Genomic DNA, 13,675 nt, shown 5'->3' on the forward strand with positions numbered 1-13,675 from the left:
GGTGGCGGGCGGGGTGGGGGTTTAAAAAGAGCGGGCCCGAAAGGGGCGCGGGGGGCGGGCCCCCCCCGCGGGGTGGGGGGGGGGGCGGACCCCGGGGCGGGGCCGCCCCCCCCGCGGGCGGGGGGGGGGGGGGGCCCCCGCCGAGCCGCGCTCCAGTACCTCCAGGATCAGCCGGTGGGCGAGCCCCCCGGCCCCGCCGTGCAGGGGGCCTTCGAGCACGCCGAGCCCGGCGGAGACGGCGGCGTAGACGTGGGCGCGGGCGGAGGCGGCCACGCGTACGGCGAGCGTGGAGGCGGCCAGGTCGTGGTCGACGAGCAGCGCCAGCGCCGTGTCGAGAGCGGCCAGTGACGCCTCGTCGGGGTCGAGGTGGCTCAGCCGGGCCCACAGGCGGTGGGCGATCGGTCCCTGATCGCCGCGGCCCGGGCGCAGCGGCGGCAGGGCGGCGACGAGCGTCGGGATGAGGGTCCGTGCGGTGCCCAGCACGGCGTCCTCCGACAGGTCGAAGCGCAAGGGGTCCGCGGCCGCGGCGGCGACCGCCGCGACCCGCAGCCGGTCGGTGGGGCCGGTGTGCTCGGGCAGGGCGTCGGCGGCGCGGCGGGCCACGGCGACGGATGCCTCGGGGGCGGTGAAGGCGGCCCCCGGGCGCAGCCGGCCGGTCCACAGCCACTCGGTGACCTCCTCGTAGGAGTGCCGGCGGGCGAGTTCGGTGGCGTCCACGCCGCGGTAGTAGTACCGGTCGTCCTCGATGAGCGTGATCCGGGTGCGCACGGACAGTTCCCCGCCTGGGCCGGGTGTCCCGCCGCTCTCCCGCCGGTTGCGGCGGGCGAGCGCCTCGACCTCCCCGGCGTCGAAGGTGCTGCCGCGGTTTCCCGGTTCCCGCCGGCTGCTGAGCTGGCCGCGGCTGACGTAGGCGTACACGGTCTCGGGCTTCACGCCGAGCAGTTCGGCGGTCTCCTTGGTGCTCAGTCGCCGCCGGGCGGGGGAGGAGGTGGATTCCTGGTCGCTCATGGACTCACCGTATCCATATCGACAGTGGGATGGACGAGATGCATTGACTCGATCAATGTTGACAACAGTTGAGTCGAGAGCGGACAGTCGATCGCGTCCCAGGAGGACCAGGAGGAGACGACATGTCCAGCCACAGGGCCGCACCCACTCTTGTCGACGTACCGCGAGGACTTGCGGGCGTCGTCGTCACCGACACCCGGATCGGTGATGTCCGGGGTGCCGAGGGCTTCTACCACTACCGCCAGTACTCCGCCGTCGAACTCGCGCGCACCCGCCGCTTCGAGGACGTCTGGCACCTGCTGGTCCACGGGGAGCTTCCGGACGCCGGGCGCAGCGCCGCCTTCGCCGCCGAGACGGCCGCCCTGCGCGTGCTCCCCGACGAAGTGCGGGCGGCCCTGCCCGCCATCGCTGCGGCGAGCCGGCGCTCGGGGCCGCTCGCCGGGATGCGTACCGCCCTGTCCCTGCTGGGCGCGGCGAACGGCTTCCGCCCGGTCTACGACATCGACGCCGACCGGCGCCGCCAGGACACCCTCGTCGCCTGCGCGGCAGTACCGACGCTGCTCACCTCGCTGCACCGGCTGGCGAAAGGACTGGAGCCGGTGGAACCCCGCGAGGACCTCTCCTGTGCGGCCAACTACCTGTACATGCTGACGGGTTCGGAACCGGACGAGCGCCGGGCGCGGGCGATCGAGCAATACTTGATCTCAACCATTGATCACGGATTCAACGCGTCGACCTTCACCGCCCGGGTGGTCGCCTCCACCGGCGCGGATGTGGCGGCCTGCCTGGTGGGCGCGGTGGGGGCGCTCTCGGGGCCGCTGCACGGCGGTGCCCCCAGCAGGGCGCTGGACACGCTGGACGCGATCGGTACGCCGGAGCGGATCGACCCCTGGATCCGCGCACGGGTCCTCGCCGGCGAGCGCATCATGGGCTTCGGCCACGCCGTCTACCGGACTGAGGATCCCCGCTCCCGGATGCTGCGCGAGATCGCCGAGCAGTTCGGTGGCCCGCGCGTCGCCTTCGCCGTCGAGGTGGAACGCCGCGTCGAGGCGATCCTCGCGGAGCTGAAGCCCGGACGGGAGTTGCACACCAACGTCGAGTTCTACGCGGGCGTCGTGATGGAACTGTGCGGCCTGCCCCGGGACATGTTCACCCCCACCTTCGCCGCGGGCCGTGTGGTCGGCTGGAGCGCGAACATCCTGGAACAGGCGGAGGACTCCAAGATCATCAGGCCGGTGGCCCGGTACGTGGGGCCCGAGGCGCCGGTGCCGGTGCCGCAGGCGGCCTGAGCAGGCGCAAGGCCTGGTGCCGTGCGTGTACGGTGCCGGGCCTCGGCGGGGCGGTGAACAGCGGCGGGGTGGCGGGCCGCTCACCAGTTCGGATGCCCGGCTGGACGGGTGTGGCGTACGCGTCGATGGCCGACGAGGCACCGCCGACCATGGCGTAGCGTCGTGGTGCCGGCAATCGTTCACGTCGAGAGAGGTCGCACAGTGGGGCAGAGTCCGAGCCCGCACCAGGTTCCGGTCGTCGTGCTTGCCGGATTTCTCGGTTCCGGCAAGACCACCCTCCTCAACCACCTCCTGCACCGCAGCGGTGGCAGCAGGATCGGGGCGATCGTCAACGACTTCGGCGCCATCGAGATCGACGCCATGGCGGTCGCGGGGGCGCTCGGGGACTCCACCGTCTCCCTCGGCAACGGATGCCTGTGCTGTGCCGTCGACCCGGGTGAACTCGACCAGTACCTCGACCGGCTCCTCCAGCCGTCCCTCGGCATCGATGTGATCGTCATCGAGGCCAGCGGGCTCGCCGAACCCCAGGAACTCGTGCGCATGGTGCTGGCCAGCGACCGCCCCCGGGTCGTCTACGGCGGCCTCGTCGAGGTCGTGGACGCCGCCGAGTTCGACGACACCCGGGCCCGCCACCCCGAGATCGACCGGCACCTCGCCCTCGCGGACCTGGTCGTCGTCAACAAGCTCGACCGGGCTGCCGACGGCGAGCGGGTCCTCGGGCTCGTCCGCACCCTCACCGACCGGGCCGCGGTCGTCCCGGCGACGTACGGCCGGATCGACCCGGAGTTCCTCTTCGACTGCCGGCCGAGCGAGGAGCGCATCGGGCAGCTGTCCTTCGACGACCTGCACGGGGACGCGGAGAACCAGGAGGACGGCCACGCCGGGCACCTGCACACCGGGTACGACAGCCTCTCCTTCGTCTCCGAGACGCCGCTCGACCCCCGCGAGCTGATGCGGTTCCTCGACAGCAGGCCCGAGGGGCTGTACCGGATCAAGGGGTACGTGGACTTCGGCCCGTACGACGCGCGCAACCGCTACGCCGTGCACGCCGTCGGCCGGTTCCTGCGCTTCTACCCCGAGCCGTGGCCGGCCGCCGAGGCGCACCTCACCCAGCTCGTCCTCATCGGCGCCGGCATCGACACCGCCGGCCTCGCCAAGCAGCTCGACGCGTGCAGGAACGACGCCCCGCACGCCGACGAGCACGGCATGTGGGGCGTCCTGCGCTACGTCCAGGACCCCGAGGACGACCAGGGGACCGAGGAACCGCCTCTGTAGACCGGTCTAGAAAGGCCCGGCCACCGCCGCCACGGTCTTCGGAAGCGGCACGCCCGAGCCGTCGCGGCGCGGGTCGATCTCCGGCAGGTCGGCCGGGGTGCCGTTCTTCTGCGCGGCCCGCGCCGGGGCGGGGCCGGCCCAGGCGAACGACAGGCAGTCCTCGCCCTTGAGGAACCGCTGGCAGCGCACGCCGCCGGTGGCCCGGCCCTTGCGCGGGAACTGGTCGAACGGCGTCAGCTTCGCCGTCGTCTGCACCGAGTCGTCCAGCGTGCCGCGCGAACCGGCCACCGTGAGGACCACCGCGTCCGCCGCCGGGTCCACCGCCGTGAACGCGATGACCTTGGCGCCCGTGCCGAGCTTGATGCCCGCCACGCCGCCCGCCGGCCGGCCCTGCGGACGGACCTGGGAGGCCTGGAAGCGCAGCAGCTGGGCGTCGTCCGTGACGAACACCAGGTCCTCCTCGCCGGTGCGCAGCTCCACCGCGCCGACGATCCGGTCGCCCTCCTTGAGGGTGATGACCTCCAGCTCCTCCTTGTTCGACGGGTAGTCCGGGACCACGCGCTTGACGACGCCCTGCTCGGTGCCGAGCGCCAGGCCCGGCGAGGACTCGTCCAGCGTGGTCAGGCAGACCACCGTCTCGTCGTCCTCCAGGGACACGAACTCCGCGAGCGGCGCACCGCCGGACAGGTTCGGCGCGGACCCCGTCTCCGGCAGCTGCGGCAGGTCGACGACGTTGACCCGCAGCAGGCGGCCGGCCGACGTCACCACGCCCACCTCGCCACGGGCCGTGGCCGGCACCGCCGAGACGATCACGTCGTGCTTGTGCCGCTTGCCGCCGCCCGCCTCCTGCGGGAACGGCTCGGCACTCGCCGTGCGGGCCAGCAGACCGGTCGAGGACAGCAGGACCCGGCACGGGTCGTCGGCCACCTGCAGCGGCACCGTCGCGGCCGGGATGTCGGCGGCCTCCAGCAGCAGCGTGCGCCGCGGGGTGGCGAACTTCTTGGCGACCGCGGCCAGTTCCGCCGAGACCAGCTTGCGCAGCTCGGCGTCCGACTCCAGGATCCGGGTCAGTTCCTCGATCTCCGCGGTCAGCCGGTCCTTCTCCGCCTCCAGCTCGATGCGGTCGTACTTGGTCAGGCGGCGCAGCGGCGTGTCGAGGATGTACTGCGTCTGCACCTCGCTGAGCGAGAAGTGCCCCATCAGGCGCTCCTTGGCCTGCGCGGAGTTCTCGCTGGAGCGGATCAGGCGGATCACCTCGTCGATGTCCAGCAGCGCCGTGAGCAGGCCCTCGACCAGGTGCAGCCGGTCGCGCTTCTTGCCGCGGCGGAACTCGCTGCGCCGCCGCACCACGTCGAAGCGGTGGTCGAGGTAGACCTCCAGCAGTTCCTTCAGGCCCAGCGTGAGGGGCTGGCCGTCGACCAGGGCGACGTTGTTGATGCCGAAGGACTCCTCCATCGGCGTCAGCTTGTACAGCTGCTCCAGGACCGCCTCCGGCACGAAGCCGTTCTTGATCTCGATGACCAGGCGCAGGCCGTGCTCGCGGTCGGTGAGGTCCTTGACGTCGGCGATGCCCTGGATCTTCTTCGAGCCGACCAGGTCCTTGATCTTGGCGATCACCTTCTCCGGGCCGACCGCGAACGGCAGCTCGGTGACGACCAGGCCCTTGCGGCGGGCCGTGACGTTCTCCACCGACACCGTGGCGCGGATCTTGAAGGTGCCGCGGCCGGTCTCGTAGGCGTCCCGGATCCCGGACAGGCCGACGATCCGGCCGCCCGTGGGCAGGTCGGGGCCCGGGACGTGCTTCATCAGGGCGTCCAGGTCCGCGTTCGGGTGGCGGATCAGGTGGCGGGCGGCCGCGATCACCTCGCCGAGGTTGTGCGGCGGCATGTTCGTGGCCATGCCGACGGCGATCCCCGAGGCGCCGTTGACCAGCAGATTCGGGAAGGCGGCGGGCAGGGCGACCGGCTCCTGCTCCTGGCCGTCGTAGTTCGGCGCGAAGTCGACGGTGTCCTCGTCGATCGACTCGGTCATCAGGCCCGTCGCGGCGGCCATCCGGCACTCGGTGTACCGCATGGCCGCGGGCGGGTCGTCGTTGCCCAGCGAGCCGAAGTTGCCGTGGCCGTCGACCAGCGGCACCCGCATCGAGAACGGCTGGGCCAGGCGCACCAGGGCGTCGTAGATCGACGCGTCGCCGTGCGGGTGCAGCTTGCCCATGACCTCCCCGACGACACGCGCGCACTTGACGTAGCCGCGGTCGGGGCGCCCCCCTCCTGCCCGCGCCCCCGCGCACCCTTCTTCCGTTCTCGCTTTCGGCGTACCGCCTCCGGGAACTTCGCCAGGCGTCCGCACGCTTGCATACAGTGGCAGGACCGGCAGGAAACGGCGGTTTCCCGACCGCCTCCGCGATCGAAGGGACGCACATGCCCCTGGGGCACACCGCCACAGCCGAGGCAGGCTCCCGCGGCCCGACAGCGACCCAGCACCGCCCGGCCAACGGCCCGCGCGGGGGGCTCTCCGAGGACCCCCTGACCCCGGTCGCGGCGGTGTGCCTCTGGTACGACGTCGGCTCCCGCCACGAGGTCAAGGGGCGCACCGGCCTGGCTCACCTTTTCGAGCACCTGATGTTCCAGGGCTCCGCCCAGGTCAAGGGCAACGGGCACTTCGAGCTGGTGCAGGGCGCCGGCGGCTCGCTCAACGGCACCACCAGCTTCGAGCGCACGAACTACTTCGAGACCATGCCCGCCCACCAGCTGGAGCTGGCCCTGTGGCTGGAAGCGGACCGCATGGGCTCGCTGCTGGCGGCCCTGGACGAGGAGTCCATGGAGAACCAGCGGGACGTGGTCAAGAACGAGCGCCGCCAGCGCTACGACAACGTCCCCTACGGCACCGCCTTCGAGAAGCTGACCGCGCTCGCCTACCCGGAGGGCCACCCGTACCACCACACCCCCATCGGGTCGATGGCGGACCTGGACGCGGCCACCCTGGAGGACGCCCGGCAGTTCTTCCGCACCTACTACGCGCCGAACAACGCCGTGCTCTCGGTGGTCGGCGACATCGACCCCGAGCAGACGCTCGTCTGGATCGAGAAGTACTTCGGCTCCATCCCCTCCCACGACGGCAAGCCCGAGCCCCGCGACGGCGCCCTGCCCGAGATCATCGGCGAGCAGCTGCGGGAGGTCGTCCACGAGGACGTCCCGGCCCGCGCGCTGATGGCGGCCTACCGGCTGCCGCACGACGGCACGCGCGCGTGCGACGCGGCCGACCTGGCGCTGACCATCCTGGGCGGCGGCGAGTCCTCCCGGCTGTACAACCGGCTGGTGCGGCGCGACCGCACCGCCGTCGCGGCCGGCTTCGGCCTGCTGCGGCTGGCCGGCGCGCCCTCGCTGGGCTGGCTGGACGTGAAGACCTCCGGTGACGTGGAGGTCCCCGTGATCGAGTCCGCCATCGACGAGGAGCTGGCCCGGTTCGCCGAGCGGGGCCCGACCGCCGAGGAGATGGAGCGCGCCCAGGCCCAGCTGGAGCGCGAGTGGCTGGACCGGCTCGGCACGGTCGCCGGCCGCGCCGACGAACTGTGCCGCTACGCCGTCCTGTTCGGCGACCCGCAGCTGGCCCTCACCGCCGTCCACCGCGTCCTGGAGGTCACGCCCGAGGAGGTCCAGGAGGTCGCCAAGGCCCGCCTGCGCCCGGACAACCGCGCGGTGCTCGTCTACGAGCCCACCGCCGACGCACAGGACGACACCCAGGACGCGGACGCCGCGGCCACCGACGACACCGAGGAGGCGGCGAAGTGACCGAGCTCGCCACGATGGAGTTCCACCCGCAGCCCAAGGCGGGCGAGGCCAAGCCGTGGGCGTTCCCGGCACCCGAGCGCGGCACGCTGGACAACGGCCTGACCGTGCTGCGCTGCCACCGCCCCGGCCAGCAGGTCGTCGCCGTCGAGGTGCTGCTGGACGCGCCCCTGGACGCCGAGCCGGCCGGTCTGGACGGTGTCGCCACGATCATGGCGCGCGCCTTCTCCGAGGGCACCGACAAGCACTCCGCGGAGGAGTACGCCGCCGAGCTGGAGCGCGCGGGCGCCACGCTGGACGCCCACGCCGACCACCCCGGCGTACGGCTGAGCCTGGAGGTCCCGGCCTCCCGCCTGGCCAAGGGCCTCGGCCTGCTCGCCGACGCCCTCAGGGCGCCCGCGTTCGCCGACTCCGAGGTCGAGCGGCTGGTGCGCAACCGGCTCGACGAGATCCCGCACGAGCTGGCCAACCCCTCCCGCCGCGCCGCCAAGGAACTGTCCAAGGAGCTGTTCCCGGCCGATGCGCGCATGTCGCGGCCGCGGCAGGGCACCGAGGAGACCGTCCGCGCCATCGACTCCGCGGCCGTCCGCGCCTTCTACGACCGCCATGTGCGCCCCGCGACCTCCACGGCCGTGGTGGTCGGCGACCTGACCGGCATCGACCTCGACGAGGTGCTCGGCGACACCCTGGGCGCCTGGAGCGGCACGCCGGCCAAGCCGCGGCCGGTGCCCCCGGTGACCGCCGACGACACCGGCCGGGTGGTCATCGTGGACCGTCCCGGCGCCGTCCAGACGCAGCTGCTCATCGGCCGCATCGGACCGGACCGGCACGCGCGCGTGTGGCCCGCCCAGGTGCTCGGCACCTACTGCCTGGGCGGCACCCTCACCTCCCGCCTGGACCGCGTCCTGCGCGAGGAGAAGGGCTACACCTACGGGGTGCGGGCCTTCGGCCAGGTGCTGCGCTCCGCGCCGGACGGCTCGGGCGCCGCGATGCTCGCCATCAGCGGCTCGGTCGACACGCCGAACACCGGTCCCGCCCTGGACGACCTGTTCACGGTGTTGCGCACGCTGGCCGCCGAGGGCCTGACCGACGCCGAGCGGGACGTCGCCGTGCAGAACCTCGTCGGGGTGGCGCCGCTGAAGTACGAGACGGCGGCCGCCGTGGCGAGCACCCTGGCCGACCAGGTCGAGCAGCACCTGCCGGACGACTACCAGGCGACGCTCTATCAGCAGCTGGCCGCCACCGGCACGGTGGAGGCCACCGCCGCCGTGGTCAGCGCCTTCCCCGTGGACCGGCTGGTGACCGTCCTCGTCGGTGACGCGGCGCAGATCAAGGAGCCCGTCGAGGCCCTGGGCATCGGTCCGGTCACCGTCGTGTCGGCCGAGTAGCGGCACCGGCGGGCGTTCCCCGGACAGCACGCGCGCGCGTGGGGCCCTGGTGACCGAAGCGTCACCAGGGCCCTGTGATGTCCGAATTGAGGGAGAGGTTGCCTTTCTGCCCTGTGGTCTGCGCTACAAAATCGGCGTTCGGTTTGGGAATTGACGTCCGGTCCCTTTAGCGTCGGTCCGGCTGTTCGTCGGGCAGTGCGCCGCACCCGCGGCACCGGACAGCCATCGCCGAGTCCCCGTACGGCGCGAGCCAGGGGAGCCGGGGACCCATCCGTCCCTGGGGTGAATCGGGCGCCCGCGCAGGCCGCGAGGGTGCCCGTAGGAGACCTTCCTGCTCCGAACCCGTCAGCTAACCCGGTAGGCGAGAGGGAAGGAAAGGACCAGCGTCTGCATGGCGTTCACGCGCGCCACCGGCAAGCACCGCCGCCCCGGCCGGATCCACCGCACCACCGCCCGCGCGGCGGGCGTCGCGGCCCTGACCACCACCGGTGTCATCGGCACTCTGGCCGCCTCCCCGGCCCTCGCCGCCGAGACCCCCCTGCCCGAGGACACCGGCCTCACCCCGGTGATCACCCTCGGTGACGCCGTCGCCGAGAAGATCGACGCCCAGGCCGCCGCCCAGCAGCAGGCCGCCGAGCAGCGGCAGGCCGAGGAGGCCGCCCGCAAGAAGGCCGCCGAGCTGGCGAAGAAGGAACGCGAGGCCAAGGAGCGCGCCGCGCGGGAGGCCGAGCGCAAGCGCCTGAACACCTTCGTCGCGCCGATCTCCGGCTCCTACGTCTCCACCGGCTACAAGACCGGCGGCTCGCTGTGGTCCTCCGGCTCCCACACCGGCATCGACTTCCACGCCATGACCGGCACCCCGGTGCACGCCGTCGGCGTCGGCACCGTCGTCGAGACCGGCTGGGGCGGGGCGTACGGCAACCAGATCGTGATCAGGATGGCCGACGGCATGTACACCCAGTACGGCCACCTGTCGTCCATCGGTGTCTCGGTGGGCCAGCAGGTGGTCCCGGGCCAGCAGATCGGCCTGTCCGGCGCGACGGGCAACGTCACCGGCCCGCACCTGCACTTCGAGGCGCGCACCACCCCCGACTACGGCTCGGACGTCGACCCCGTCGCCTACCTGCGCAAGCACGGCGTGGACGTCTGAACGAGCCCCGCAGATCCGACCGAGAGCCCCGGCCGCCCGCGCCGGGGTTTTCGCTTTTCCCGGGGTTCCGCTGTCCAAAAGTTGTCCATGGAATCCAGCCTGCCCTCCGGTATTGCGGCTTTCTGCAATAGAGTCACCCGGGAGTCACCCGAACACGTGCCCTGCCCGGCGCGGTACGGGATTTCGACGGTATTCAGGCGGAGGTCGGTATGCGCATTCCGGCGCACTCGGTGTGCACGGCGATCCGGGACGACATCGTCGCCGGTGTGCACGAGCGTGGCAGCCGGCTCACGGAGGAAGTCCTCGCCCGCCGGTACGGCGTCTCCCGCGTCCCGGTGCGCGAGGCCCTGCGCACCCTCGAGGCCGAGGGTTTCGTCGTGATCCGGCGGCACGCGGGTGCGTGCGTGGCGGAGCCGACCGAGCGGGAGGCCGCCGACCTGCTGGAGATGCGCCTGCTGCTGGAGCCGCTGGCGGCCGCGCGGGCCGCTCAGCGGCGCACCGAGGCGCATCTGAAGGTGCTGCGCGGCCTGGTCAGGCTGGGCCAGGAGCGGGCCGCGCAGGGCGGCGGCGAGGAGCTGCGCGCGCTGGGCGGCTGGTTCCACGAGACGCTCGCCCAGGCGTGCGGCAGCCCGGCGCTGATCGCCGTGCTGACGCAGCTGCGGCTCAAGATCTCCTGGATGTACGAGGCGGGCGCCCCGGCCGACCCCGTGACGTCGTGGGCCGAGCACGCGGCCGTCGTGGACGCGGTCAGGCGCGGCGACGGCGGGCGCGCGCGGGCGGTCACGGCGCTGCACACCGAGCGCGCGAACGCCGCGCACCGGTTGCGCGTGCCCGGCGCCCCGGCCGGACGCGGCGCGCCCGTGCGGACGGCGGACCGGTGAGGCCGGCGGTCCGGCTGACGGCGGCGGATCGGTGAGACCGGTGGACCGGTGAGACGGCCCCGCGAGGGCGGCGGTCCGGTGAATCGGGCCGCGGGCGGACGTGAGGAGTTCGCAACATGCCGTCAACATCCCGGGTCGGCCGCATTAACACGGGTGCCGTATACAAAGAGGCGGGGAATTCCGTGTCGGTGATTTCCGCTGCCCTTTTCTCTGGCGCCCGCTGCCCTTTTCAGTTCTGGGGAACCGCTCGGTACGTGCGAAATCACTCGGTACATGCGAAACCGCGCCGCCCCGGAGGGCGACGCGGTTCCGTCGTATCGGTCTGATTCCGTATTCGGCCCGATGTGCTCTGGCCCGATTTCTCGGTCAGACCGTCTCGGGAAGCTCCTCGAGGCCCTCGGAGACCAGCTTGGCCAGGCGGTCCAGGGCGGCGTCCGCACCCTCGGCGTCGGAGGCCAGGACGATCTCCTCGCCGCCCTGCGCGCCGAGGCCCAGGACGGCCAGCATGGAGGCCGCGTTGACGGGGGTGCCGTCGGCCTTGGCGATCGTCACGGGGATGCCTGCGGCCGTGGCGGCCCGGACGAAGATGGAGGCGGGGCGGGCGTGAAGGCCCTCGGCCCAGCCGACGTTGACGCGGCGCTCAGCCATGTGATGCTGCCCTTCAGGTGTACAAGTTGTCTAGACCAGTTTCCCACACATGAAGCACCCCCCGGAGCGGTCCGGTGTGAGCTGTTCCGCATCGGGGTGGTGTCGGACCGCGGCCTCGGTCCGATGTGTGTCCCCCACAGACTGCACCGCGCCGTTGTCGGACGCCAGCCGTACTCTGGGGCCCATGCAGACCTCGTCGGACCGGCATGTGTACCCCGCCCACTGGGAGGCCGACGTGGTGCTGCGCGACGGCGGCACCGCGCGGATCCGCCCGATCACCGCCGAAGACGCCGACCGCCTGGTCAGCTTCTACGAGCAGGTCTCCGACGAGTCCAAGTACTACCGCTTCTTCGCGCCGTACCCGCGCCTGTCCGCGAAGGACGTCCACCGCTTCACGCACCACGACTTCGTGGACCGGGTGGGACTCGCGGCCACCATCGGCGGCGAGTTCATCGCCACCGTACGCTACGACCGCGTCGGCGCCCACGGCATGCCCGCGTCAGGGCCGTCCGACGAGGCCGAGGTCGCCTTCCTCGTGCAGGACGCCCACCAGGGGCGCGGGGTCGCCTCCGCCCTCCTGGAACACATCGCGGCCGTCGCCCGCGAGCGCGGCATCCGCCGCTTCACCGCCGAGGTGCTGCCCGCCAACACCAAGATGATCAAGGTGTTCACGGACGCCGGGTACACGCAGAAGCGCAGCTTCGAGGACGGCGTCGTACGCCTGGAGTTCGACATCGAGCCCACGGACCGCTCCCTGGCGGTGCAGCGCGCCCGGGAGCAGCGGGCCGAGGCCCGGTCGGTGCGGCGGCTGCTGGTGCCCGGCTCGGTGGCCGTCGTCGGCGTGGGCCGTGTCCCCGGGGGCGTGGGCCGCAGCATCCTCGACCACCTGCGCACCGCCGGATTCACGGGCCGGCTGTACGCCGTCAACCGGGCCTTCGGCGAGGACCGCGAGTGGATCGACGGCGTGCCCGCCCACCGCTCGGTGCGGGACATCGACGGCCCCGTCGACCTCGCGGTGGTCGCCGTGCCCGCCGAGCACGTCCCCGAGGTCGTCACCGAGTGCGGCGAGCACGGCGTGCAGGGCCTGGTCGTCATCTCCGCCGGATACGCGGAGAGCGGCCCCGAGGGCCGCGAGCGCCAGCGCGCCCTGGTGCGGCAGGCACGCGCGTACGGCATGCGGATCATCGGGCCGAACGCCTTCGGGATCGTCAACACCTCACCGGACGTCCGCCTCAACGCCTCCCTCGCCCCCGAGATGCCCCGCCCCGGCCGCATCGGCCTGTTCGCGCAGTCCGGCGCCATCGGCATCGCGCTGCTGTCCCGGCTGCACCGGCGCGGCGGCGGGGTCACCGGGGTGACGGGCGTGTCGACCTTCGTGTCGGCCGGCAACCGCGCGGACGTCTCCGGCAACGACGTCCTGCAGTACTGGTACGACGACCCCGACACCGACGTCGCCCTGATGTACCTGGAGACGATCGGCAACCCGCGCAAGTTCACCCGGCTCGCCCGGCGCACGGCGGCGGTCAAGCCGCTGGTGGTGGTGCAGGGCGGCGCCCCGCAGGGGCACGCGGTACGGGCGACGCGGCTGCCGCACGCCCCCGTCTCCGCGCTGCTGCGGCAGGCCGGCGTGATCCGGGTGGACACCATCACGGAGCTCGTGGACACCGGACTGCTGCTCGCCCGCCAGCCGCTGCCGCAGGGCCCGCGGGTGGCGATCCGCGGCAACTCCGAGTCGCTGGGGGTCCTCACGTACGACCGCTGCCTCGCCGAGGGGCTGCGGCCGCAGCAGCCGCAGGACCTGACGACGGCCGCGTCCGCGGAGGACTTCCGGGCCGCCCTCGCGCGGGCGCTCGCCGACGAGGCGACCGACGCGGTCGTCGTCACCGCCATCCCGGCGGTGGGGGAGGGGGCCGCAAAGGACGCGGCCCTGGCGGAGGCCCTTCGGTCGGCCGCCGAGGCGGTGCCCGGCAAGCCGGTCCTCGTCGTCCACGTCGAACTGGGCGGCCTCGCCGAGGCCCTCTCCGCCGCGGCCAGCACGGGTCCTCTGGCCGGCACGGGTCCTGCCGCCGGCACGGGTCCTGTGCCCGGCACGGCTCCCCACGCGGGTGCCGTGCCCTACGTGGGGACCGCCCCCGGGGTGAGTGCCCCCCGCCCGGCGGGTGCCGTTCGCGAGTCGGGTGCCGTAGCCGAGCCGGGTGCCGTCGCCGAGCCCGGTACGGCCCCTTCCTCGCCCCCGCCGGGCGGGGGG

General features: G+C 73.0%; 8 protein-coding genes, 2 pseudogenes and 1 riboswitch. Of the genes and pseudogenes, 7 read left to right on the top strand and 3 right to left on the bottom strand.

Features of this window, described 5'->3' with window-relative positions:
- Nucleotides 1–54: 54 nt before the first annotated feature.
- Nucleotides 55–1,008: pseudogene (locus tag GV126_RS24690) on the bottom strand (citrate/2-methylcitrate synthase); the annotation flags it as partial.
- 122 nt (nt 1,009–1,130) lie between these two features.
- On the opposite strand from GV126_RS24690, the gene GV126_RS24695 reads away from it, so the two are divergent.
- On the top strand, nt 1,131–2,297 hold the full coding sequence (locus GV126_RS24695) for a citrate synthase/methylcitrate synthase (RefSeq protein ID WP_159670719.1): 1,167 nt from the start codon (nt 1,131–1,133) through the stop codon (nt 2,295–2,297).
- A gap of 201 nt (nt 2,298–2,498) precedes the next feature.
- Nucleotides 2,499–3,572 carry a CobW family GTP-binding protein gene (locus GV126_RS24700; protein WP_159670721.1) on the top strand — a complete coding sequence of 358 codons (1,074 nt, stop codon included), beginning with the start codon at nt 2,499–2,501 and terminating at the stop codon, nt 3,570–3,572.
- A 6-nt stretch (nt 3,573–3,578) separates the two neighbouring features.
- Here GV126_RS24700 and GV126_RS24705 read toward each other — a convergent pair.
- A pseudogene (locus GV126_RS24705) lies at nt 3,579–5,840 on the bottom strand (DNA gyrase/topoisomerase IV subunit A); the annotation flags it as partial.
- 152 nt (nt 5,841–5,992) lie between these two features.
- On the opposite strand from GV126_RS24705, the gene GV126_RS24710 reads away from it, so the two are divergent.
- The 4 genes from GV126_RS24710 to GV126_RS24725 all read left to right on the top strand — a co-directional run bounded on the left by GV126_RS24710 (nt 5,993) and on the right by GV126_RS24725 (nt 10,779).
- Nucleotides 5,993–7,363 carry a M16 family metallopeptidase gene (locus GV126_RS24710; RefSeq protein ID WP_159670724.1) on the top strand — a complete coding sequence of 457 codons (1,371 nt, stop codon included), beginning with the start codon at nt 5,993–5,995 and terminating at the stop codon, nt 7,361–7,363.
- Entirely contained in the window at nt 7,360–8,748 is a 1,389-nt protein-coding gene (locus GV126_RS24715; protein WP_159670726.1) for a M16 family metallopeptidase, read from the top strand. The genes GV126_RS24710 and GV126_RS24715 overlap by 4 nt, the downstream gene beginning before the upstream one ends.
- A 216-nt stretch (nt 8,749–8,964) precedes the next feature.
- Nucleotides 8,965–9,127: riboswitch (cyclic di-AMP (ydaO/yuaA leader) on the top strand.
- Between the two features lie 12 nt (nt 9,128–9,139).
- The gene (locus GV126_RS24720) at nt 9,140–9,898 is read left to right on the top strand and encodes a M23 family metallopeptidase (RefSeq protein ID WP_159670728.1); all 759 of its coding nucleotides are present in this window, start codon (nt 9,140–9,142) and stop codon (nt 9,896–9,898) included.
- 209 nt (nt 9,899–10,107) lie between these two features.
- Nucleotides 10,108–10,779: a GntR family transcriptional regulator gene (locus tag GV126_RS24725; protein ID WP_159670731.1), complete on the top strand. Its 672-nt coding sequence runs from the start codon at nt 10,108–10,110 to the stop codon at nt 10,777–10,779.
- Nucleotides 10,780–11,145: 366 nt separating this feature from the next.
- Here the strand turns inward: GV126_RS24725 and GV126_RS24730 are convergent, their stop codons facing one another.
- Nucleotides 11,146–11,427: an HPr family phosphocarrier protein gene (locus tag GV126_RS24730; protein ID WP_028424365.1), complete on the bottom strand. Its 282-nt coding sequence runs from the start codon at nt 11,425–11,427 to the stop codon at nt 11,146–11,148.
- Nucleotides 11,428–11,611: 184 nt separating this feature from the next.
- Between GV126_RS24730 and GV126_RS24735 the strand changes: the two genes are divergently transcribed.
- Nucleotides 11,612–13,675: GNAT family N-acetyltransferase (locus GV126_RS24735; RefSeq protein ID WP_236570093.1), on the top strand; the 2,064-nt coding region annotated here is incomplete at its 3' end.

The organism is Streptomyces mexicanus (genome assembly GCF_902506575.1).
In the GTDB taxonomy this organism is placed as follows: domain Bacteria; phylum Actinomycetota; class Actinomycetes; order Streptomycetales; family Streptomycetaceae; genus Streptomyces; species Streptomyces mexicanus.